Genomic DNA, 21117 nt, shown 5'->3' with positions numbered 1-21117 from the left:
CCTCGGTCGCCGACCCGGATCCGCCATCGTCCGAGCCGGACGCATTCGGCCTCTGCAACGGGGTTCAGACGGCGACCCAGCCCTGCTGCAGCACCGGCGCGAAATGCGCCTGCCCCTCCGTGCTCTGCGTGAAGGCCAACGCGACGTCGGCGCGCGACCCGCCCTTCGCCAGGAAGGTCGTGAAGTCGCTGAACCCGGTCGCGTCGGACGCCCGTCCGAGCGCGTTCTGATAGAGGCCCTCGACGAAGGCGGCATCGCTCAGGCCTGCGAAGCGGGACCTGTACTCGGCGGAGTCGAGGAAGAGCTGGGCCAGTTGCTTGGCGGTGCCGCCGCGCTCCAGGAAGGCCGCATTGTCATGCAGGCCGGCAGCCTCCCCCGGACGGTCGAGGAGCCCGAAATAGAGCCGCCCGGCCACCGACGCCTCGGTGTCGGGCACGAAGATCCCCGTCTCGTCGACCGTCAGGCCGGTGAAGTTCTCCGCCGAGAGGGCGATGCTCGCGGCGACCACCGCGCGTGACGTGCCCGTGTTGAGCGCAGTCAGGTACGCGTCGAATCCGCCCTGATCCGGCGTCCGTCCCAGCGCCGTCCGGTACAACGCGGTGACGAAAGCCGAATTGGACTTCTGGGTCACATCCCCGAAACGGGTCGTGTACTCCGCCGAGTGCAGGATGGCATCGGCCACCTGCGCCACCGTGCCACCGCTCTTCAGCAGGTCGGTGAAGGCGACGAGGCCGGAATCGTCCGCGCTGCGGCCGAGAAGGCCGTCGTACAGGCCCGCGACCTGGACGCCGGCGCTCGCGGTGCCGGTCTGCGGGCTGCCGTAGAGATCGGGCTTGAGGCCGACGGTGACGTCGGTAAAGCGGAACTGCTCGATATTGGTCAGCGTGTCGACGCCGTCGGCACCGCTGAAGATCGTCGTGCCGCCGCCCTGGACCAGCAGCGTGTCGGCGAAGCGGGTCGTGAAGACGGCCGTGTCGAGACCGACGCCGCCGTCGAGGATATCGTTGCCTCGGCCGCCGATGAGGATGTCGTTGCCGTCGCGACCCCGGATCAGATCGTCGATGACGCTGCCGGTCAGGGTGTCGTTGCCGGACGTCCCGTCGATCGTGCGATCGATATACATCACCTGCAGCTGACCGCCCTCGACGATCTCCGGGGTGCCGAACGCGTAATGCGCCTGCACGTCGATCAGGAAGGCCTGCTTGCCTGGCTTGCCCAGGATCGACGTCACATCGATGACGCCCGAGCTTTCCTCATCCTGGTTGAACGGCGGCGTGATCCCGGAGAAGCGCGCGGGATCGTGCTCGGCCAACTGGGTCAGCGCGTCGGTCGCCGGGTCGTACTGCCAGATCTTGCCGAGCCGGGCGTTGTTCCCGACGTCCTCGAGGGTGACGACCTTGCCGTCGGCGGTGACGGTCAAGTTGTCGAGCATGACCTGACCTTCGGTCCCGTCCAGCAGCATCTTGATGCTGCCGCCGAGTTCCGGGCGCTTCACATCGACGAAGTCGAGCGCCCAGAGGCGCGACGGCGCCGTGATCGCGTCGGTGGTGTTGAAGTAGAAGCGGTTGGGGTTCGACGGATCCCAGGCGCCGTCTTCCGGCCGCAGGAACTCGGTCACCCCCTCGGCCGTACTCTCGGCCTGGATCTGCGCGCCCGTCATCTGCGAGGCGTCGCCGTTCGGGCCGATCTCCTGGATCGTGAACGGCGTGCCGGCGGCGCCCAGGGCGAGCGCCGTCGTTTCCTGGGTGAAGGCCGGCACCTTGATGCCGTAGAGCTTGCCGTTGGTCAGGCCGGCCCTGTCGATGTCGGTGCCGGTCGCCTGCTTGTCGCCCGCATAGAGGTAGAGCTGACCGGGCGTCGAATCGTCGAGGCCGATCGTGATCGTCTTGGTACCCGTGGCGGGGTTGGCGACGGAGTTCTCGAACGAGAGCTTGCCGAGGCGCGGCAGTTCGTAGACGGTCCCCGCCGCGGCTCCGGTCGCGACCCAGGCGAAGGCCCGGCCTTCGGCGCCCGCTTCCTCACCGTTCATGAAGATCCGCGCCTGGGTGCCGAGGCCCGTGGCGGCGTCGTAGAAAGCGGATACGGCGGGAAGATCCGCCGAGCACAGGCGGTTGAAGGCCGTCGTGCTCGGGACGTAGGTTCCCGAGGTCGTATTGAAGGTGAAGACCTTCTGGCCGAGATCGCCGGCCGAGACCACCGCGAGGGTGTTCTTGTCGATGACGAGACGGTCGACGAAGGCGCCGATCGAGCCGTGCGCGCGCAATGTCCCGGATGTCGGCCCGATCTCATGGTTCAGGAGCACGGTGAAGGTGCCGTTGCCGTTGTCGAAGGCACCGATGCCGTCCGGGGTGCCGACGAAACGCCACGGGGTGCCGTCCGCCTTCAGCGAGCCGGGCACCTGATCGCCGGCGCTCAGGATCGAGGTGAAGCTGACGGCGGGATCGAGAGGAGCGAGGTAGGACGTCTGTGTGGTCGACGGGCCGATCTGGTTCGCAGCCATGCTGAATCCCCGAATGGTTCTGGATTGATTCCGGTCGGGGCGTTTGACCGGATTCCAGTGACACGGGGATGACTGGCCGACGGCTTCTCAAGTCTCACGGGGCGGGCGGAGCGGATCACGCCGCGATTACAGTGTGTCCGGCCGATCGGCACCGCGCCGGCTCCGGTGACTTGCCTTCGATGGGACTGTCACCTTTGGATTAAGCAACGAAGCGCGATCGGCGGCGGACCGGCCGTCCGGGCCCTCCGCGGCCGGCCCGGTCGCGCAAGCCGCCGTCCTGCCGCGCGCGGACGGCGGACATCGCTCACGCCCGCCTGAGATGCCGGATCGCGCGCCCGGGCGCGATGGCCTGGGCGGCGGCCGCAATGCCGCGCGCGTCGATGCCGAAATGGCGGTAGAGATCCGCGACGGTGCCGGTCTGGCCGAAGCGGGAGACGCCGAGCGCCCGCTGCCGGTGGCCGTGGACGGAGCCGAGCCAAGCGAGCGTCGCCGGGTGCCCGTCGAGGACGCTGACGAGGCCGCAATGCGGGGGCAGGTCGGCGAGCAGGCGCTCGACATGGCTCTCCGCGCCCGGATTGCCGGCCTCGCGCAGGGCCTGGGCGGCGCTCCAACCGGCATGGAGCCGGTCGGCCGAGGTGATCGCGAGAAGTCCGACGTCGCGCCGGTCCTCGGCCATCATCCCGACCGCCTCGATCGCCTCCGGGGCGAGGGCGCCCTGGTAGGCCACCACGACCTCGGCGTTCGGCCCGGGCCTGCGCAGCCAGTAGGCGCCCGCGATCATGTCGTCGGCGAGCTCCGGCCCGATCTGGCGCGAGGGCTGCTCCAGGGTGCGCGTCGAGAGGCGGAAATAGCTCGATCCGCCGGACGCGTCCGCAAGCCCCGTCGCGGGGTCGGGCTCGGCCGCGCCGCTGCGCTGCATGTGGGCGAAGGCGAAGCGCAGCAGGATCGCGAGCTCGTCCACGAAGGCCGGCTCGAAGGATGCGAGCCCGTCCTGGGCCATGCCGATCAGCGGCGTCTTGATCGACTGGTGCGCGCCGCCCTCGGGGGCGAGCGTCACGCCGGCCGGCGTCGCCACCAGGATGAAGCGGGCATCCTGGTAGCAGGCGTAGTTCAGCGCATCGAGGCCGCGCTCGATGAAGGGGTCGTAGAGCGTGCCGACCGGCAGCAGGCGCTCGCCGAAGATCGAGTGGGACAGCCCGAGGGCCGAGAGCGCGGTGAACAGGTTCGATTCCGCGATGCCCAGCTCGAGGTGCTGGCCGCCCGGCGAGAAGGTCCAGTTGTAGGTCGAGGGGATGCGCTCCTTGCGGAAGATGTCGGCCATCTCCTCCTTGGCGAAGAGGCCGCGGCGGTTCACCCAGGCGCCGAGATTGGTCGAGACGGTGACGTCCGGCGAGGTGGTGACGATCCGGCTGGCGAAGGCTTCGTCGCTCTTGGCGATCGCGTGCATCAGGAGGCCGAAGCCGGCCTGCGTCGACAGGCTCGCCTGACGGGGCGTCTCGAGGCGCTCCGGCACCGCGATCTCGGGCGCCGCGTAGCGCCGCCGCCCGGCCTGGACGAAGGGCACGGCGTCGAGGAAGCGGGCCATCGCGTCGGGCGCCACGTCGAGGCCCTCGTAGGGCTCCCATTCGTGACCCGGACGCACGCCCATCTCGGCGCGGAAGCCCTCGAGCTGCGCGGGCGTCATCAGGCCCGCATGGTTGTCCTTGTGCCCGGCGAGCGGCAGGCCGTGGCCCTTGATGGTGTAGGCGATGAAGCAGACCGGCCGGTCATGGGCGCGGGCCGCCTCGAAGGCCTCGACCAGCATCGGCAGGTCGTGCCCGCCGAGATTGCCCATCAGCGCGGCGAGCTCCGCGTCGGAGCGCCGCTCGATCAGGGCCGAGACCGCGCCCTGGTCGCCGAGCTCGTCCGTGAGGCGCTTGCGCCACGCCGCCCCGCCCTGGAAGGCCAGCGCCGAGTAGATCTGGTTCGGGCAGGCCTCGATCCAGTCCCGCAGCGCGGCGCCGCCGGGCTCGGCGAAGGCCGCCTGCTGGAGCGAGCCGTGCCGGAGCACCACCACGTCCCAGCCGAAATTGCGGAACATCGACTCGAACTTGGCCCAGAGGCCCTCGCGCACCACGGCGTCGAGGCTCTGGCGGTTGTAGTCGACGATCCACCACGTGTTGCGCAGGCCGTGCTTCCAGCCCTCCAGCAGGGCCTCGAAGATGTTGCCCTCGTCCATCTCGGCATCGCCGATCAGGGCGACCATCTTGCCCTCCGGACGTCCGGTCCCCCAGCCCTTGGCGCGCACGTAATCCTGCACCAGGCCGGCGAAGAGGGTCTGGGCGACGCCGAGGCCGACGGAGCCCGTCGAGAAGTCGACGTCGTCCACGTCCTTGGTGCGCGACGGGTAGGATTGCGCCCCGCCGAAAGCCCGGAAATTCTCCAGCTTCTCCCGGGTCTGGTGCCCGAACAGATATTGCAGCGCGTGGAAGACCGGGCTCGCATGCGGCTTGACCGCGACCCGGTCCTCGGGGCGCAGCACCGCGCCGTAGAGCGCCGTCATGATCGCGCAGAGGGAGGCCGAGGAGGCCTGGTGGCCGCCCACCTTCATCCCGTCGGCCGAGGGCCGCAGGTGGTTGGCGTTGTGGATGGTCCAGGTGGAGAGCCAGAGGGCCTTCCGGGCCAGCGCCGAGAGGTAGGGCAGTCGCGAATCGCTCATGACCCGGAGTGTAGCGCCGCCATCCGGGCAACGGCGCCCAATCTGCGGCATTGCGCGGCACCGAATTGGCTGCAATCAATCGCCGAGCGCTGCCGGGAGCCGATTTCATGCCAAGAGTCGCGATCGACGTGATCGACCGGAAGATCCTGGCCGCCCTGCAGGAGGATGCGCGCCTCACCGCGCTCCAGCTCGCCGAGCGGGTCGGCCTGACGGCCTCCCCGTGTGCCCGCCGCATCCGGATGCTCGAGGCGGCGGGCATCATCACGGGCTATGTGGCGGTGGTGGATCAGGTCGCGGCGGGCCTGCCGGTGAGCGTCTTCGCCTCGATCCGGCTCGAGCGGCAGCGCGAGGAGCAGCTCGACCGCTTCGCGGACGCGGTGGCGCGCTGGCCCGAGGTGGTGGATTGCTACCTGATGACCGGGCAGCGCGACTACCTGCTGCGCATTGTGGTCGAGGATCTCGCGGCCTACGAGCGCTTCCTGAAGGACAAGCTCACCCGCCTCGACGGCGTCGCCTCGATCGAGTCGAGCTTCGCCCTCGGACAGGTCAAGCGCTCGACCGCGCTGCCGCTGGCCTCCCGTCCCGGGGAATGAGTCCGGCCGTCAGGCGAGGCCGAGGGCGTGGATCAGCAGCAGGCTGATCACCAGGAGGACGGCGAGCGATCCGGAGACGGCCAGCGTCACCCGGGCGCCGACGCGGGCGAGCACCCGCACGTCGACGCCGAGCCCGAGGGCGGCCATCGACACCACGGTCAGGAAGCCCGCGAGCCGGGTCAGCGGCTGGGCGGCGGCGTCCGGCACCAGCCCGAGGGAGCGCGCGGTGGCGAGCGCCAGGAAGCCGAGGATGAACCACGGCACCAGCTTGGCGAAGCCGAGCCGGCGCGGCGTCGCCGGGCGCGACCTGTCCGCGGCGGGCAGGCGGGCGGCGAGCAGCGAGCAGGCCACCACGACGGGGCCGAGCATCAGCACCCGCACCAGCTTGACCAGGGTGCCCACCTGCGTCGCCATCAGCCCGACCGGCACGGTGGCGGCGAGCACCTGCGGGACGGCGTAGACGGTCAGCCCCGCGAGCACGCCGTACTGGTGCTCGGAGAGGTGGGCCAGCGGCACGAAGAGCGGCAGGCCCAGCACCATCAGCACGCCGAGCACGGCCGTGAAGGCGATGGCGGCGGCGACGTCCCGGCTGTCGGCCCCGATCACCGGCGCCACGGCGGCGATCGCGGAATTGCCGCAGATCGCGTTGCCGCAGGCGACCAGGATCGCCATCCGGGCGGGGAGGCCGAGGCTGCGGCAGATGGCGTAGCTCGCGGTGATGGCGAGCGCCACGGTCCCGACGATGCCGGTCAGCAGCGCGGGGCCCGAGGCCAGGATGGCGCCGAGGCTGAGCGAGGCCCCGAGCAGCGTCACGGCGACCTCGAGCACCTGCTTGGCCGAGAAGGCGATGCCGGCGCGGAAGCGGTCGCCCGGCGACCAGACGGTGCGCACGGCGATGCCGAGCAGGATCGCGACGACGAGGGCCTCGATGTAGGGGTGGTCGAGCAGCCGCTCCTCGATCGCCTGGACGCCCACCGCCACGGCGGTGATGCCGAGACAGAGCACGATGCCGGGCAGGAGCCCCGGGGCCTCGCCGGTGCGCGCGACGAGACCCGCCAGCGGGTGCCTCGTCGTCGCCTTCGCGGGTGCCTTGGCCGTCATGCAGCCCTCCTTTCGGGCTCCGATAGGCTGCCATCGTGGATGCAGCCCGCGCGGTCTTCGTCCCCCGCAGAGGGGTGACGAGGGTCACGCATCGCGAATGCCACCCGCGCCGTCTCCCTCCCCCCTCTGCGGGGGAGGGTGCCGAACGCGGTGAGGCGGGAGAGGGGAGCGACGGTTCAGGACGGCGCTCGGCATCGACGCTGCGTCACCCCCTGAAGCCGGGTTCCCCTCTCTGCGGGACTTCGTCCCGACCGTCGCCCTTCGGGCGCCACCCTCCCCCGCAGAGGGGGGAGGGACGAACCGGCGCCTCGGAATGCCACGGATATGGGCCCGAGGACGATGTGTAGATCCGATAGCCTCTCGGACCGAACGGGAATGGGCCCCGATCGTGTGCAGGGAACGCGCCGCGCTCAATAGGCCTCGGCGAGGTAGGCCGCGATCGCCCGGCCGTCGGCCTCGCCGATCGGTGCGCGGTAGACCTTGATCATCTTGGTCACCTCGCTCTCCCAGAAGGCCTTGCCCTTCCGGGGCGGCTGCATCGCGATGTAGTCCACCGAGTGGCAGGTGAGGCAATTGGCCTGCGCGGCCTCGAACCCGGCGGCATGGTCCGCCGGGGCCGGGCGGAGCTCGGCGGTCGGTTCGGGCGGCGCGTAGCTCCGCGGCGCGGCGTGGGCGGCGGCGCCAGCGAGGAGGGCCGCGGCGAGAATCAGGTATCGCATCGCTTGCGTTCTCCGTTCAGGCCGCGCGGACGCGGGTGGTCTCGACGACGTTGCGCAGGTAGCCGGCCGGGTTCCAGAGCGGCTCCATCGGCTGGGTCGCGCCGTCGTTGCCCGTGGCCCGCACCCGGATCGCGTGGGCGCCGGCCGGCAGGTCGACGGAGAGCGTCCAGGGCCGGAAGGAGAAGCGCCCGAGATCCTGCCCGAGCGTCGCCTCGCTCCAGGTCCGGCCGTCGTCGGTCGAGACCGCGACCGCCCGGATGCCCGAGCCGCCGTCGAAGGCGATGCCGCGCAGCTCCGTCCGCCCCGCCCGCAGGGAGGCGCCGTCCTGGAGGTTCGTGAGGAACGAGCGCACCGTGAAGCGGCCGATCGGCACCGTGGATTTCGGCGCTTGGCCCGGCTCGGTGCAGGCGCAGGCATTGTCCGGGATGCGGTAGGCCTTCTCCATCCAGAACCCGTCGAAGGGCTTGTCGAGCACCGTGATCGCGCTGAGATGCTTGACCCAGTAGGTGCCGTAATAGCCCGGCACCACGAGGCGGAGCGGATAGCCGTTGAGCCAGGGCAGCTCCGCGCCGTTCATGGCGAAGGCCAGCATCACCGTGCCGTCGCGGGCGTGGTCGATCGGCAGCGACTTGGCGAAGTCGGGCGTCTCCGGCAGCACCGGCCCGTCGAGGCCCTCGAAGGCCACCTGCACCGCCCCGGCCTTCACCCCGGCCCGGTCGAGCACGGCCTTCAGCGGCACGCCGGCCCAGCGGGCGTTGCCCATCGCGCCGTTGGCGAGCTGGCCGCCCGCGACCCGCGGCTCGAAGAAGCCGCGCGAATTGCCCGAGCACTGGTTGACGGCGACGACCTCGCTGCCGGCCATCGCCTTGAGGTCGGCGAGGGCGAGCGAGACCGGCCGCTCGACATGGCCCCCCACCGCGACCCGGTAGCCGTCCGGGTCGATGCTCGTCGGGATGTCGGCGAGGTGGTAGCGCACGAAGAAGGCGTCGTTGGGGGTAATCACGCCCTCGTCGAAGACCCCGAACGGGGTCTCGAGCTGCGGCGGGCGCGCCGTCATCTGCAGGAGCGGGCGCTTGCCCGGATAGGCGACCAGGGGCCGCTCGCCGTTGCCGAAGGGCAGGGACGCGGCCTCGGCGGCGCGCGCCGCGGGCAGGCGCAGGGCCCCGGACCCGGCCGCGAGGGCGCCGAGGCCGACGAGCTTGAGAACGTCCCGTCGCAGGTGCGCGGTCATCGTGGTCCTCCCATCCGGTTGGCGCGCAGCGAGGAGCCGCGCTCTCGATCGGTCAGCGCAGGACCGAGAGGTAATGCAGGTCCTGCGTCAGGCAGGTCGAGAGGCGCCACTCCACCGGGCGCTCCTCGAGGTCGATCGCCACCCGGTCGATCTCCAGGGCCGGCAGCCCCGCCGCGACTTCGAGCAGGCCGGCCGAGCGGGCGGTCAGCAGCACCGCCTTCAGGCGCTCCTGCGCGGTGGCGATGGTGATGCCGAAGCGGGCGGCGTAGAGGCTGTAGAGGGTATTGGGCAATTCCATCTCGGCGATGCCCGGGAACAGCCCGGCCGGCACGCTGATCGTCTCGATCAGGGCGGGCCGCGCGTCGACCGAGCGGATCCGCTCGATCCGCACGACCCGGGCGCCGCGCACGAGGTCGAGCCGGTCGCGCTCGTCGACGCTGGCCGGCGCCTCGCTGATCGCGAGCACGCGGCTCAGCGGCGTGCCGGCGCCCTCGGCGTCCGGCCGCAGCTTGAAGAAGCGGAACACGCTCTGCTTGTCGTCGTGGTCGGCCACGAAGGTGCCGCGGCCCTGGCGGCGCACCAGCAGGCTGTCGGCGGTGAGCGCGTCGAGGGCCTTGCGCACGGTGCCCTGGCTGACGCCGAGCTCGGCCGCGAGCTGCCCCTCGCTGGGCAGGATCTGCCCGGGATGCCAGACCGCGTCGGCGAGACGCTTCAGCAGCGTGTCGTAGACCTGCCGGTAGAGCGGCCGGAAGCCGACCCCGTCGCCACGCTCCCCGGCCCGGTGCCCTGCGCTCGCGCGTTCCATGTCGTGAAGACGCTGCCTCCCGGCCGCGGGAGCCGCGTCGAAGCCCGTGTCCAGCAACGCTCCCTCCATCGGATTACGGCGCCGCATGGCTGCGGGCAATCATGGGTTTTGCCGGCGCACAGCGGATTCGCGAGGCAGGGTGCATCTCAGAGCGCCTCGATCTCGGCGACGAGGGCGTCGGGCAGGGCGAGCCCGTCGCGGGCCGCCCGCTCCCGCAGCGCCAGCCGCCGCGCACCGGGAAGCCGCGCGCCGTCCTGTGCCTCGATCGCCCTGGCGAGCAGGGCGCAGCGCTCGAGCGCCGCCGCGTCGAAGGCGGCGGCGTCGAGGGCGAGGATCATCTGGCCGGTGCCCGGCGGATCGCCCGCCGCGTCGAGGAAGGAACTCGCCTCGGCGGCGAAGCGCGCCCCGGTCAGCCCGGCGGCGAGCAGCTCCACCATCAGGGCGAGGGCCGTGCCCTTGGCGTCGCCCAGCGGCACCATCGTGCCGGCGAGCGCCGCCGCCGCGTCGGTCGTGGGCGCGCCGGAGGCGTCGAGCGCCCAGCCCTCCGGGATCGCTTCGCCCCGCTGCTTGGCCCCGACGATGTTGGCGCGGGCGACCTTCGACAGGGCGAGGTCGATCACGATTGGCGCCCGGCCCGGCAGCGGGCAGGCGAAGGCCAGCGGGTTGGTGCCGAACACCGCCCGGCTGCCGCCCCAGGGCGCCATCGCGGCGGGCGTGTTGGCGAAGAGCAACGCCACGAGGCCCTGCTCGGCCAGAGCCTCCACGGGCCGGCCGGCTGCGCCGCAATGGTGCGAGCGCCGGATGCCCGCGGCGGCAACGCCCTGCGCCCGGACGATCCCGGGCAATTCGCCGAGCGCGGCGTCGATCGCTGGGTAGGCGAAGCCGTGGGCGGCATCGACCGCCAGCAGGCCCGGCCGCGGCCGGGTTAGAACCGGAACGGCGTCGCCCACGACCTTGCCGGCCCGCACCTGGGCCGCGTAGGGGGCGACGCGGGAGAGGCCGTGACCCTTCAGTCCGTCGGCCTCGGCGCCGACGAGGGCGCGGGCCACGCTGTCGGCGGCGCCGGGCGCGGTGCCGGCGCGGACGAGGGCGTCGGACGCGAGGCGGATAGCGTCGGGGAGCGAGCGTGTCGCCATCGGGGATCAGGCCTCCGTCAGGTGGCGGCGCACGGCCTGGGCGGTGACGCCCGAGACGCGCACGTTGGATTCCTGGGTCACGCCCGCGATGTGCGGGGTCAGAATGAGATTTGGCACGTCGGCGAAGACCGCACCGGCCCCGGCAGCGACGGGTTCCGTCTCGAACACGTCGAGGGCCGCGCCGCCGAGACGGCCGTCGCGGAGCGCCGCCGCCACTGCCGCCTCGTCCACGATCCCGCCCCGGGCCGCGTTGATCAGGATCGCGCCCCTGGGCATCCGGGCCAGCGCGTCCGCGCCGATCATCCCTCGCGTCGCGTCGGTCAGGGGCACGTGCAGGGAGAGCACGTCGCTCCGGGCGATCAGCGCGTCGAGGTCGCAGCGCGCGATCGGACCGTAATCGGCGCTCCAGGCCGGATCGCTGTCGTCGAGGAAGGGGTCGTAGGCGGCAAGCTCCATCCCGAGCGCGCCCGCGCGCCGGGCGGTCTCGCGGGCGATGGCGCCGAAGCCCACGAGGCCGAGGCGCTTGCCGGCGATCTCGCGGCCCATCAGGGCGTTGCGCGGCCAGGTCCCGGCCGCGACCGCCGCGCTCGCCCCGTAGGCGCCCCGCAGCAGCAGCATCGCGGTGCCGATCACGTACTCGGCCACCGCCCCGTCATTGGCGCCGGTGGCCGGGTAGACCGCGATCCCGCGGTCGCGACAGGCCGCCACGTCGATATTGTCGAGGCCAACGCCGAGGCGGCCGACGACCTTCAGGCCGGGGGCTGCGGCGAGCAGGCCGCCCCGTACCTGCGTCCGGTTGCGCACGATCAGGGCGTCCGCGTCGCGGAGCGCGGCCAGGAGCGCCTCGGGCCGGTCGACGAGGCCCGGATCGTAGAGGGTCTCGAAGCCGCCGAGTTCCGCCGCGATCGCGGCCTCGTCCATGAACTCGCTGATGACGACCTTTGGCATCTCTGGGCTGATCTCTCGTGTGTCGGTTCGGCGAAGGGGTCGTTCCGGGTAGGACCGCCTCAGGTTGCCGGCACGGCGCCCGGCGCTTGGCGGCGCAGGAGCGTGGCCGGCCCCCGCGCTGGGGCGGCGGGGATGCCGTCTGCCGCCTCGTCCGGCTCGTCGAGGCTGTCGAGGTCGGGCTCCATCCGACCGTCGAGGACGGCGCGGGCCTGGGCGAGGTCGATCTTGCCCTCCCAGCGGGCGATCACCAGGGTGGCCACCATGTTGCCGATGGCGTTGGTGATGCAGCGCAGCTCGTTCAGGATCCGGTCGACCCCGATGATCAGGGCGATGCCGGCCACCGGCAGGAGCTGCGAGGCCTGGAGCGTCGCCGCCAGCACGAACAGGATGGCCCCCGCCACCCCCGCCACGCCCTTCGAGGTGACGAGCGCGATCGCCAGGATGCCGAGTTCCTGTTCCCAGGTGAGCGGGATGTTGAGCGCCTGCGCGATGAAGCCGATCGCCATGGTCAGGTAGATGCACGACCCGTCCATGTTGAAGGACAGGCCCGCGGGCATCACGAGGCCCGTGACGGCGCGGTCGATGCCGAGCCCGCCGAGCTTGGCCATCAGCCGCGGCAGCACCGATTCCGTGCTGGTGGTGCCGAGCAGGATGAACATCTCCTCGCGCGTGTAGCGGAACAGCTTCCACAGGCTGAGGCCGACGTAGAAGCGCATCACGCCGCCGAGGAAGACCGCGATGAACAGGAAGAAGGTCAGGTAGAGCGAGAGGATCAGCAGCCCGTACTGGGCGAGGATGCCGAGCCCGAACTTGCCGATGGTGAAGGCCATCGCCCCGAAGGCGCCGACCGGCGCGAAATGCATGATCAGGCCGACGACCTTCATCAGCACGTCGCCGAAGGCGTGGACGACCCGGAGCGGGAACTCGCCCTTCTTGCCGAGCGTGGCGAGGCCCATCCCGACGAGCACCGAGAAGAACATCACCTGGATCAGGTCGCCCTTGGCGAAGGCGTCGACGGCGCTGTGCGGGATGATGTTGGCGATGATCTCCATCGGCGACTGGGCGTGTGCCTTGCCGGCGATACCCGCGACGAGCTTGGCGTCGAGGCTCTCGACGCTGGCGTTGATGCCGTCGCCCGGCCGCAGCAGGTTGACGAACAGCAGCCCGGCCCCGAGCGCGACCGTGGTGGCGAGCTCGAAATACACGATGGTCTTCAGGCCCATCCGGCCGACGCTCTTCATGTCGCCGACATGGGCGATGCCGACGACCACGGTGCAGAAGATCACCGGGGCGACGATCATCTTGATCAGGTTGATGAACATGTCGCCGAGCACCTTGCACCCGACGGCGAAGTTCGGGGCGAGCACCCCGACGACGATGCCGAGCGCGATGCCGAGCAGAACCTGGCCGTAGATCGACCGCAGCAGCCTCATGGCGTTCCTCCGAACCGGTGTCCTGGCGGGAGGCGCCGCGCTTGATGCCCGGTCGCGCTCCGCCTCGTCCCGCCCCGTGGCGTCGGGGCGGCGACCGCGGACCCGTCTCGGGATCCGCGGTCGCGCGAGCGCTTCCGCTCAGGCGCTGCGGTAGAGCTTCGTCATCACGAACTCGCGGTGCCCGAGGGACTCGGCCGCCGTGAGCCGGCCGTTGGCGGTGCGCACCACCATGTCGATCAGCGCGTCGCCCGCCTGCGGGATCGTCATCTCGCGCGAGAGCACGCCCGAGACGTCCACGTCGATGTGCTCGCCCATGGTGCGCACCGTGCGCGGGTTGCCGGTGATCTTGATCACCGGGACCACGGGGTTGCCGATCACGTTGCCCTGGCCGGTGGGGAAGGTGTGCACCACGTAGCCCGCCGCCGCCATCAGGGTCACGCACTCGGCCGCGGCCGAGGAGGTGTCCATGAAGTAGAGGCCGGGGCCCTTGGCCGGGGCCTCCGCCGGCTGCAGCGCGTCGATGAACCGGCACTCGTGGCCGATCTTCTCGAGGTTGCCCAGCGCCTTCTCCTCGATCGTGGTGAGGCCGCCCGCGATGTTCCCCTTGGTCGGCTGCGAATCCGAGAGATCGTCGGTCTTGTGGGCCTCGATCACGTCGTCCTGGTAGGCCTTCCACATGGTGAACCACTTGTCGGCGATTTCGGGCGTGGCGGCCCGCTCGCGGCAGAGGTGCTCGGCACCGGTGATCTCGGAGGTCTCGCCGAACACGCCGTAGATCCCGTGCGGGATCAGCTTGTCGTACATGTTGCCGACCGTCGGGCAGGAGGCGAGGCCCGTGGTGGTGTCGGACTCGCCGCACTTCGTCGAGACCCAGAGGTCGGTGATCGGGCATTCCTCGCGCTGAAGCTCGGTCGCCCATTGCACGAAGCGCTTGGCCTGGTAGCTGGCCTTGGCGACCGTGGCGATGTCGCCGTGGCCCTCGATGCCGAAGCCGATCACCGGCTTGCCGGTCCGGGCGATGCCTTCGACCACCCGGTTCGTCCACTGGTCCTCGATGCCGATCACCACCACGGCGGCGACGTTCGGGTTCGAGCCGATGCCGATGAGGGTGCGGAAATGCAGCTCGAGATCCTCGCCGAACTGGAGGCGGCCGTAGGCGTGGGGCAGCGCCATCGTGCCCTTCACGTTGTTGGCCACCGCCTCGCAGGCGGCGTTCGAGAGGTCGTCGAGGGGCAGCAGCACGACGTGGTTGCGCACGCCGACGCGGCCGTTCTCGCGGCGCCAGCCCATGAAGGTCGCCAACGCGTAATTCTGGGAGGCGCGCGCGGTGGGCAGCGCCTTGGTGGCGAGCTGGTCGGGAGCGCCGCCGACGAAGGGCGTGGCGATCTCGTGCTTGAGCGGAGCGGAATCCTTGAACATCGTCACCTCACCAGCGCTTCGTCTTGACGTTGTGGACGTGGACGTGCTCGCCCTTGGCGACGTCCTTGATCACCTTGCCGATGTCCTGGCCGTACTTGATGGCCGTGTCGCCGGCCTTCAGGTCGGTGAGGGCCACCTTGTGGCCGATCGGGATGTCGTGGCGCACATGCACCTCGAAGGTCGAGTTGTCCTCGGTGACCACGCCGAAGGCGGCGGTGTCGGCGGAGAGGCCCTCGATCACCGCGACCGCGACGTTGTCCTGCGGGCTGTGGGCGAGAAGGTGCGGGTTGCGGCGCCCCTCGCCGGGCGCGGCGTGGCTGCTCATGAACGGTCCTCCTGCTGTCGGTCGTCGTTCTGTGGCGACTAGTCTTATATAAGATGTAAAATATAAGCCTTGTCAACGCGCCCGGGCCGGAAAATTCGGACGGGCTCCTACGCTCGCGCAGCGCCGGGCTCTGACGCGGCGCGACGGCGATTGCATCGTCGCCGAGCTCTTATATAAGACTATCGGAATGGCTTGTCACGCCGGGTCGCGAGAGCCCGGGAAACCGGGGGAGAGCGTCGTGAGGACAGGAGCCGCAGGGGTCGCGCCGGGGAGTGCCGGCGGGTGAACGAGACGCTGCTCCTCGTCCTGTGCATCGCCTGCGCGGGTCTGGTCTCCGGCCTCACCGGTTTCGCCTTCGCCCTCGTCGCCTCCGGGACGCTGCTGTCGATCCGCTCCCCGGTGGAGGCGACGGCCCTGGTCCTCGTCTGCAGCACGCTCTCGCAGGTGATCTCGATCCTGCGGCTCCGGGCCTGGCCGCCGCGCGGGACCGCCTTCGCGATGATCCTGCCGGGCCTGTTCGGGGCGCCGATCGGGATCTACCTCCTGCACGATCTCGACCCGCAGGTGGTCAAGGTCGCCATCGGGGCCTTCCTGATCCTCTACAGCCTCGTCGTCGCCTGCCTGCGGCCGGATTTCCGGATCGGCTTCGGCAATGTCTGGAGCGACGGGGCGATCGGCTTCCTGGGCGGGGTGCTCGGCGGGATCGCCGGCCTGTCGGGAGCGCTCCCCACCGCCTGGAGCCTCGTCCGGGGCTGGGAGCCGCGGACGCAGCGGGCCGTCTACCAGTCCTTCACCCTGGTGATGCAGGTCTGGGCGCTGGCGATCCTGATGGTCGTCGACCCGTTCCCGGCCGACCTGTTGCAGGACCTCGCGCTCGCCCTGCCGGTGGTGCTGGTGAGCGTGCTCATCGGGATCTCGCTGTTCACCCGGATCGATCAGCGCCGCTTCCGCAGCCTCGTCCTGGCGCTGCTCGCCATCATCGGGCTCACCACCACCGCGCTGGCGCTGCCCGGCCTTCTGCGCTGAGGCGTCCCGCGCCCGTTCGCGCCGAACCCGCATCCCCCGTGGCGGACGGCGGTCCTTTAGCTGCCCGCCTTGTCGTGGACATTGGCGAAGAACAGGTCCTTCCAGCTCCCGGGCTCGCGGCGGATCGTCTTCGTGCGGGCCATGAACTGCGCGTACCGGCCGATCGCCCGCGGCGTCGTGGAGAAGGCGACCTGCGGGCTGCTCAGGATCTCGCGGATCAGGCCGACGTCGCTCGCGTCGCGGGCAAGCCGGGTATAGGATTCCGCCGCCGCCTTCGGGTCGCCGTTGATGAGGCCCACCGCCTCGTCGAGGGCCGCCGTGAAGGCGCCGTAGACGCCCGGATTGCCGTCGACGAAGGCGGCCGAAGCCCAGACCACGTTGAAGGTCGAGGGCTCGCCCAGGACGTCGTAGGTGTTGAGCACCGTGCGGATCCCGGGCCGGCGCAATTCCAGCTCCTGGATCGGCGCGGCCGTGAAATGCGCCGTGATCTCGCTGCCGCCCAGCAGGGCCGCCATCCCGTCCGGGTGGGAGAGCGTCACCGTGAGGCGGTCGAGGGCGTTGCGACGGTCCTCCCCGAGTTCCTTCTCCGCCGCCATCTGCAGGAACATCGCCTGCACCGAGACCTTCACGGCCGGCAGGGCGATCTTGTCCCGGTCGGTGAAGTCCGCGAGCGTGCGGATGCGCGGGTTGCTGGTGTTCATCAGGAGCGGCATCGCGTTCATGGCCGCCACGCCCCGGACGGCGAGGCTCGTCCCGTCCGTCTTCGACCAGAGCAGCACCAGGGGCGGCACGCCGCCCGCGGCGAACTGGATCTGCCCGGAGAGGAGCGCATCGTTCATGGCCGCCCCGCCCGCGAGAGTCAGGTAGCGGGCCTCCAGGCCGGGGAGACCGCGCGCGGCGGCGGCCTTCTGCAAGAGGCCGCGCTCCTCCATGATCATCAGCGGCAGGTGGCCGAGGCTCGGCTGGCGGGCGACGCTCACCGTGCCGGTCTCCGCCCGCGCGGCGCCGATCCCCGGCAGCAGCGTGCAGGCGGCCCCGGCCAGAACGTCCCGTCTCAGCATGCCCACCTCCCTGGAAGCGGCCCCGGACGGGCCCGTGCGTCGTTTGCTCGGCGTCTGTCGTTCGGCGTCTCTCGCCCGGCGCTACCCCGGCATCCGGATCATCGGCGCGGGCACGCTCTCGATCATCACGTTGAGGCAGGCCGGCTTCCCGCTGGCATGGGCGGCCTCGATCGCCCCCGGCAGGTCGGCCGCCTCGGTGACGAGCGCCCCGAAGCCGCCCAGCGCCTCGGCGACCCGGTCGTAGCGGCTCGGCAGCAGGTCGCAGTGGCGCGTCCGCTCGGGGCCGTAGCTGCGCAGCTGGATCTGGTGCTCGGCGTTCCAGCGGGCGTCGTTTCCGACCACCGCGATGAAGGGCAGGCGATAGCGGACGGCCGTGTCGAACTCCGCCATGTGGAAGCCGAAGGTGCCGTCCCCCAGCACGGCGACGACGGGCGCGTCCGGGTTCCGGGCCCGGCCCGCGATGGCGAAGGGGATCGACGCGCCGATCGTGCCCGAGACGCCGTTCACCAGGCGCCGGCCGGCGCGGACCAGCGCCTGCGGCCACTGCCCGATCTCGCCGCCGTCGCAGACCAGGGTCGCCTCCGGGTGGCGTTCGAGGAATCCGTCGACCGCGCGGCAGAGCTCCACCGGATGGAGGCGGCCGGCCGCGCCCCGCAACCCGGCCCAGGCCGGCGGGCGGTAGGCCAGCGCGTCCCGCACTTGGGCCTGCCAGGCGGCGCCCGGGTGGCGGCCCGGGCAGGACGCTTCCAGCGCCGCCAGGACGGGGCGCGGGTCGGCGAGGCCCGAGGCGCGCAGGCGCTCCGCCGGCACCCGGGCGACCAGGGCCGGGTCGGGATCGATCGCCACGAAACGGCACCCGGCCGCGACCGCCGGCGCGTCCCCGAACTTCAGGGTGAAATCGAGGGGCTTGCCGGCCAGCACGATGAGGTCGGCCCGGGCCAGCACCTGCGCGAAGGCGCCGAGGCTCGGATCGTTGATCCCGCGCGGGCTCTCCATGCCGATCACCGGGATGCCGAGGCATTCCGCGAGATTCGCCATCGCGGCGCGGCCGGTCGCGTCGCAGAGCGCCGGCCCGCACAGGACAAGCGGGCGCTCGGCCTCGCCCAGCGCCCGCAGCGTGTCCGCGACGAGGGCAGGCTCCGGCGCGCGGGGGCGGATCTGCGCGGCGTCCGGGCCCGGCAGGCGGATCGCGGCGGCCGGAACCCGCTGCTCCAGGAGATCGACCGGCAGGCCGAGATGGACCGGGCCGGGCCGGCCCGCGCGGGTGAGGCGCAGGGCCTCGGCGATGTCGCAGCCGAGGGTCGCGACCGAGGCCGCGGTCCAGGACGCCTTGGTCATGGGGCGGGCGATCTCCGCCTGCGCCAGTTCCTGGAAGGCGCCGCGCCCGAGCTCGGACAGGCCGGCATGGCCGGACAGGAGCAGGACGGGCGACTCGGCGGCGAGCGCCGTGAACAGAGCCGCCGCGCCGTTGCTCTGGCCCTGGCCCCCCGTCACCAGGGCGACGCCGGGCTCCCCGGTGAGGCGGCCCCAGGCATCGGCCATGTGCACGCAGGCCGCCTCCTGGCGGACATGCACCACCGCGATCCCGGTCTCCAGCAGGGCATCGAAGACCGGCATGATGTGGTTGCCGGACAGCGTGAAGATCCGGGTGACGCCCAGCGCCTCCAGCGTCCGCGCGACGATGTCGGCGCCCCGCAGGGTCTCCGTCGCCAGGCTGTCCATGGGTGCTCCCGGTTGCGTGTGGGCGGCTCAGGCCGCCGCGTCGAGGAGGGAGAGGCCCGGCCGCACATGGGTGAAGCGGACGGGCTGCAGGGCGACGCCGAGATCCTCGCCCGCCTGGTTCCCCGCGCCCGCGGCCTCCACCTGGCGCACCACCGTGTAGTGCGAGGTGGCGAGGTCGGAGGTCTCGGGATGGTCCTCGCGGAAATGGGCGCCGCGGCTGTCGGTGCGCGCCAGCGCCGACCGGCAGATCGCCCGCGAGACCAGAACGAGGTTCTCGAGGTTGAGACGGTCCATCCAGGTCAGGTCGTAGCGATGGTCGCCCGCCGGGGCGCCGGCCCGCGCCACGGCGCCGGCGAGCCCGTCGAGGGCCGCCATCGCGCGCTCCAGGCCGGCGGCGTCGCGCAGGATGCCGGCATCGTCCCACATCGTCTCGTAGAGCGCCTCGCGGATCGCCGGGAGGTCCCCGGCGGGCCGACCGAGCGGCGCGAAGGCGCGGGCGAGCCCGGCCTCGACCGCGCGCGGATCCGGATCGCTGAGGCGTCCCTCCCGCAGGACGGCGCGGGCCATCGCGGTGCCGGCGAGCCCACCGAACACCGTGGAATTCGCCACGCCGTTGCCGCCGAGGCGGTTGGCGCCGTGGACGCCGCCGGTATCCTCGCCCGCGGCGTAGAGGCGGGGCAGCTCGGTGCCGCAATCGAGGCCGAAACTGATGCCGCCCATCATGTAATGGGCGGTCGGGATCACCTCGACGCGACCGCCCGCGAGGTCGAAGCCGCAATCGGCGCAGCGCTCGACCATGCCCTTGAAGGATGTGCGCACCGTCTCGGGCCCGAGATGGCTCATCTGGATGTGGACGCCCCCGTTCGGAGTGGCGTGGCCTTCGCGGATGCGCCGCATGATCGAGCGGCTGACCACGTCGCGGGTCGCCCGCTCGCCGCGCGGATCGTAGGCCTGCATGAAGCGCTCGCCCGTGGCGTCGAGGAGCCAGCCGCCCGCGCCGCGCAGGCCCTCCTCCAGCACCGTGCCGGTCATCCGCGTGCCGGCGCCCGCCAGCAGGCCGGTGGGGTGGAACTGCACCATTTCCATGTCGCGCAGCGGCAGCCCGGCGCGCAGCGCCATGGCGAGCCCGTCGCAGGATTTGTCGCCCGAGGGGGTGTGGTACTTGTACATGGTCGGGCCGCCGCCGGTGGCGAGCAGCACCGCCTTGGCGCGGACGAGGACCGGCAGGCCGGTGCGCATGTCGAGCATCAGCACGCCCGCGAGCCCCGAGCCGTCGGCGGCGGGGATCAGCTCCAGGGCGCGGTGGTCCTCGAGCCGGCGCACGTCCCGGCGCCAGACCTGCTCGGACAGGCGGTTGATGATCTCGATGCCGGTGAGATCGCCCTTGTGCACGGTGCGGTCGAAGCTCTGCCCGGCGAAGGCCTTCTGGTGGACGCTCCCGTCCGGGTTGCGGTCGAAGAAGCAGCCGAGCTCCGTCTCAAGCTCGCGGATCCGCACCTGCGCCCCGGTGACGAGCGCCCAGGCGAGCGCTTGGTCGTTCAGCCACTTGCCGCCCTCGATCGTGTCCATGAAGTGGCGCTCGACGGAATCGCCCGGCGCCAGCGCGACGTTGTAGCCGCCCTGGACCATGCGGGTGCAGCCGCACTTGCCGAGCAGGCCCTTCACGGCGACCGTGACCGTGAGGTCGGGCGCCGCCTTCTTGGCGTGCAGCGCCGCGAACAGGCCGGCGCCCCCGGAGCCGAGGATCAGGATGTCGGTCTCGGCCTCGCTCGGGCGCGGGATCATCGGGCGGCCTCCAGGCTCGCGATCACCGCGTCGCGCCGGCTCGCGACGTCGCGCTGCACGTCGGCGAAGAGCGAGCCGCCATGCGCGTCCATGCCGACGAGGAGCGGTCCGAAATCCCGGATCGCGAATTTCCACAGGCTCTCGGGGTGGAGGTCGTCGAGATCGACGTCCTCGATCCGCTCGATCCAGGTGGTCTCCAGGGCCGCCGCGCCCCCCACGATGGCGAGGTAGGCGCCACCCTGCTCGGCGAAGGCCGCGAGGGTCTGCGGACCCATGCCGCCCTTGCCGACGATGAGACGGACGCCCTCGCGCCGCATCAGGACGTCGGTGAAGCGCTCCATCCGCATCGAGGTGGTGGTGCCGATGCAGAACGGCGCGTAGCCGACCGGCGCCTCGGGGGAGGGGGCGACCCGGTGGACGTTGGGCGCGGTGTGGATCACCGCGTGGCCCGCGAGGTCGAGGCGGGTGCGCCGGTCGCGGTCGAACATGTGGATCAGCGTCGCGTCGCGGATGCCGAACAGGGTCCGGCGCAGGGTCACGGTGTCGCCGATGCGCAGGGTGCGCACGCGCTCGGCGTCCACCGGCATGTCGAGGACGTGGTGGGTCATCGGCGGC

General features: G+C 71.7%; 17 protein-coding genes. 2 read left to right on the top strand and 15 right to left on the bottom strand.

Annotated elements, in window-relative coordinates; translation table 11 throughout:
* Nucleotides 1-64: 64 nt before the first annotated feature.
* Nucleotides 65-2500 (bottom strand): DUF4214 domain-containing protein, encoded by a 2436-nt coding sequence (locus ACS5RC_RS23190; protein ID WP_478346287.1) that lies wholly within the window; start codon nt 2498-2500, stop codon nt 65-67.
* A 304-nt stretch (nt 2501-2804) separates the two neighbouring features.
* On the bottom strand, nt 2805-5198 hold the full coding sequence (locus ACS5RC_RS23185) for a transketolase (protein WP_478346286.1): 2394 nt from the start codon (nt 5196-5198) through the stop codon (nt 2805-2807).
* Nucleotides 5199-5305: 107 nt separating this feature from the next.
* Here ACS5RC_RS23185 and ACS5RC_RS23180 point away from each other — a divergent pair, with 107 nt between their 5' ends.
* Nucleotides 5306-5791 (top strand): Lrp/AsnC family transcriptional regulator, encoded by a 486-nt coding sequence (locus ACS5RC_RS23180; RefSeq protein ID WP_478346285.1) that lies wholly within the window; start codon nt 5306-5308, stop codon nt 5789-5791.
* A 9-nt stretch (nt 5792-5800) separates the two neighbouring features.
* Here ACS5RC_RS23180 and ACS5RC_RS23175 read toward each other — a convergent pair whose 3' ends face one another.
* The 9 genes from ACS5RC_RS23175 to ACS5RC_RS23135 all read right to left on the bottom strand — a co-directional run bounded on the left by ACS5RC_RS23175 (nt 5801) and on the right by ACS5RC_RS23135 (nt 14908).
* The gene (locus tag ACS5RC_RS23175) at nt 5801-6892 is read right to left on the bottom strand and encodes a YeiH family protein (protein WP_478346284.1); all 1092 of its coding nucleotides are present in this window, start codon (nt 6890-6892) and stop codon (nt 5801-5803) included.
* Nucleotides 6893-7302: 410 nt separating this feature from the next.
* Nucleotides 7303-7611 carry a SorB family sulfite dehydrogenase c-type cytochrome subunit gene (sorB, locus tag ACS5RC_RS23170; protein ID WP_478346283.1) on the bottom strand — a complete coding sequence of 103 codons (309 nt, stop codon included), beginning with the start codon at nt 7609-7611 and terminating at the stop codon, nt 7303-7305.
* Between the two features lie 16 nt (nt 7612-7627).
* Nucleotides 7628-8842 (bottom strand): SorA family sulfite dehydrogenase catalytic subunit, encoded by a 1215-nt coding sequence (gene sorA, locus ACS5RC_RS23165; protein WP_478346282.1) that lies wholly within the window; start codon nt 8840-8842, stop codon nt 7628-7630.
* Between the two features lie 52 nt (nt 8843-8894).
* Nucleotides 8895-9647, bottom strand: coding sequence for a GntR family transcriptional regulator (locus ACS5RC_RS23160; RefSeq protein WP_478346281.1), 753 nt, complete (start codon nt 9645-9647; stop codon nt 8895-8897).
* 146 nt (nt 9648-9793) lie between these two features.
* The gene (locus ACS5RC_RS23155) at nt 9794-10783 is read right to left on the bottom strand and encodes an Ldh family oxidoreductase (RefSeq protein WP_478346280.1); all 990 of its coding nucleotides are present in this window, start codon (nt 10781-10783) and stop codon (nt 9794-9796) included.
* Nucleotides 10784-10789: 6 nt separating this feature from the next.
* Nucleotides 10790-11731 (bottom strand): hydroxyacid dehydrogenase, encoded by a 942-nt coding sequence (locus ACS5RC_RS23150; RefSeq protein ID WP_478346279.1) that lies wholly within the window; start codon nt 11729-11731, stop codon nt 10790-10792.
* Nucleotides 11732-11790: 59 nt separating this feature from the next.
* Complete coding sequence (locus tag ACS5RC_RS23145; RefSeq protein WP_478346278.1) at nt 11791-13164, bottom strand: cation:dicarboxylate symporter family transporter; 1374 nt, start codon at nt 13162-13164, stop codon at nt 11791-11793.
* 138 nt (nt 13165-13302) lie between these two features.
* A complete protein-coding gene (locus ACS5RC_RS23140) occupies nt 13303-14583 on the bottom strand; it encodes a UxaA family hydrolase (RefSeq protein WP_478346277.1) in 1281 nt (426 codons plus the stop codon).
* A gap of 7 nt (nt 14584-14590) precedes the next feature.
* The gene (locus ACS5RC_RS23135) at nt 14591-14908 is read right to left on the bottom strand and encodes a UxaA family hydrolase (protein ID WP_478346276.1); all 318 of its coding nucleotides are present in this window, start codon (nt 14906-14908) and stop codon (nt 14591-14593) included.
* 282 nt (nt 14909-15190) lie between these two features.
* Between ACS5RC_RS23135 and ACS5RC_RS23130 the strand changes: the two genes are divergently transcribed.
* Entirely contained in the window at nt 15191-15934 is a 744-nt protein-coding gene (locus ACS5RC_RS23130) for a sulfite exporter TauE/SafE family protein (protein WP_478346275.1), read from the top strand.
* A gap of 56 nt (nt 15935-15990) precedes the next feature.
* On the opposite strand, the gene ACS5RC_RS23125 is transcribed toward ACS5RC_RS23130, so the two are convergent.
* The 4 genes from ACS5RC_RS23125 to ACS5RC_RS23110 all read right to left on the bottom strand — a co-directional run bounded on the left by ACS5RC_RS23125 (nt 15991) and on the right by ACS5RC_RS23110 (nt 21110).
* Entirely contained in the window at nt 15991-16995 is a 1005-nt protein-coding gene (locus ACS5RC_RS23125) for an ABC transporter substrate-binding protein (protein ID WP_478346274.1), read from the bottom strand.
* 81 nt (nt 16996-17076) lie between these two features.
* Nucleotides 17077-18717: a thiamine pyrophosphate-binding protein gene (locus ACS5RC_RS23120; RefSeq protein WP_478346273.1), complete on the bottom strand. Its 1641-nt coding sequence runs from the start codon at nt 18715-18717 to the stop codon at nt 17077-17079.
* Between the two features lie 27 nt (nt 18718-18744).
* Nucleotides 18745-20502 carry an L-aspartate oxidase gene (locus ACS5RC_RS23115; RefSeq protein WP_478346272.1) on the bottom strand — a complete coding sequence of 586 codons (1758 nt, stop codon included), beginning with the start codon at nt 20500-20502 and terminating at the stop codon, nt 18745-18747.
* A complete protein-coding gene (locus ACS5RC_RS23110) occupies nt 20499-21110 on the bottom strand; it encodes a fumarate hydratase C-terminal domain-containing protein (RefSeq protein ID WP_478346271.1) in 612 nt (203 codons plus the stop codon). The genes ACS5RC_RS23115 and ACS5RC_RS23110 overlap by 4 nt, the downstream gene beginning before the upstream one ends.
* Nucleotides 21111-21117 lie beyond the last annotated feature (7 nt).

The organism is Methylobacterium sp. HJ2 (assembly GCF_056431005.1).
This window is presented reverse-complemented; position numbering and strand designations above follow the sequence as displayed.

What these genes read in the sequence shown, in the direction of transcription:
- ACS5RC_RS23190 (WP_478346287.1), bottom strand. Translation starts at nt 2,500, where the DNA reads ATGGCTGCGAACCAGATCGGCCCGTCGACCACACAGACGTCCTACCTC.
- ACS5RC_RS23185 (WP_478346286.1), bottom strand. Translation starts at nt 5,198, where the DNA reads ATGAGCGATTCGCGACTGCCCTACCTCTCGGCGCTGGCCCGGAAGGCC.
- ACS5RC_RS23180 (WP_478346285.1), top strand. Translation starts at nt 5,306, where the DNA reads ATGCCAAGAGTCGCGATCGACGTGATCGACCGGAAGATCCTGGCCGCC.
- ACS5RC_RS23175 (WP_478346284.1), bottom strand. Translation starts at nt 6,892, where the DNA reads ATGACGGCCAAGGCACCCGCGAAGGCGACGACGAGGCACCCGCTGGCG.
- sorB (WP_478346283.1), bottom strand. Translation starts at nt 7,611, where the DNA reads ATGCGATACCTGATTCTCGCCGCGGCCCTCCTCGCTGGCGCCGCCGCC.
- sorA (WP_478346282.1), bottom strand. Translation starts at nt 8,842, where the DNA reads ATGACCGCGCACCTGCGACGGGACGTTCTCAAGCTCGTCGGCCTCGGC.
- ACS5RC_RS23160 (WP_478346281.1), bottom strand. Translation starts at nt 9,647, where the DNA reads ATGGAACGCGCGAGCGCAGGGCACCGGGCCGGGGAGCGTGGCGACGGG.
- ACS5RC_RS23155 (WP_478346280.1), bottom strand. Translation starts at nt 10,783, where the DNA reads ATGGCGACACGCTCGCTCCCCGACGCTATCCGCCTCGCGTCCGACGCC.
- ACS5RC_RS23150 (WP_478346279.1), bottom strand. Translation starts at nt 11,731, where the DNA reads ATGCCAAAGGTCGTCATCAGCGAGTTCATGGACGAGGCCGCGATCGCG.
- ACS5RC_RS23145 (WP_478346278.1), bottom strand. Translation starts at nt 13,164, where the DNA reads ATGAGGCTGCTGCGGTCGATCTACGGCCAGGTTCTGCTCGGCATCGCG.
- ACS5RC_RS23140 (WP_478346277.1), bottom strand. Translation starts at nt 14,583, where the DNA reads ATGTTCAAGGATTCCGCTCCGCTCAAGCACGAGATCGCCACGCCCTTC.
- ACS5RC_RS23135 (WP_478346276.1), bottom strand. Translation starts at nt 14,908, where the DNA reads ATGAGCAGCCACGCCGCGCCCGGCGAGGGGCGCCGCAACCCGCACCTT.
- ACS5RC_RS23125 (WP_478346274.1), bottom strand. Translation starts at nt 16,995, where the DNA reads ATGCTGAGACGGGACGTTCTGGCCGGGGCCGCCTGCACGCTGCTGCCG.
- ACS5RC_RS23120 (WP_478346273.1), bottom strand. Translation starts at nt 18,717, where the DNA reads ATGGACAGCCTGGCGACGGAGACCCTGCGGGGCGCCGACATCGTCGCG.
- ACS5RC_RS23115 (WP_478346272.1), bottom strand. Translation starts at nt 20,502, where the DNA reads ATGATCCCGCGCCCGAGCGAGGCCGAGACCGACATCCTGATCCTCGGC.
- ACS5RC_RS23110 (WP_478346271.1), bottom strand. Translation starts at nt 21,110, where the DNA reads ATGACCCACCACGTCCTCGACATGCCGGTGGACGCCGAGCGCGTGCGC.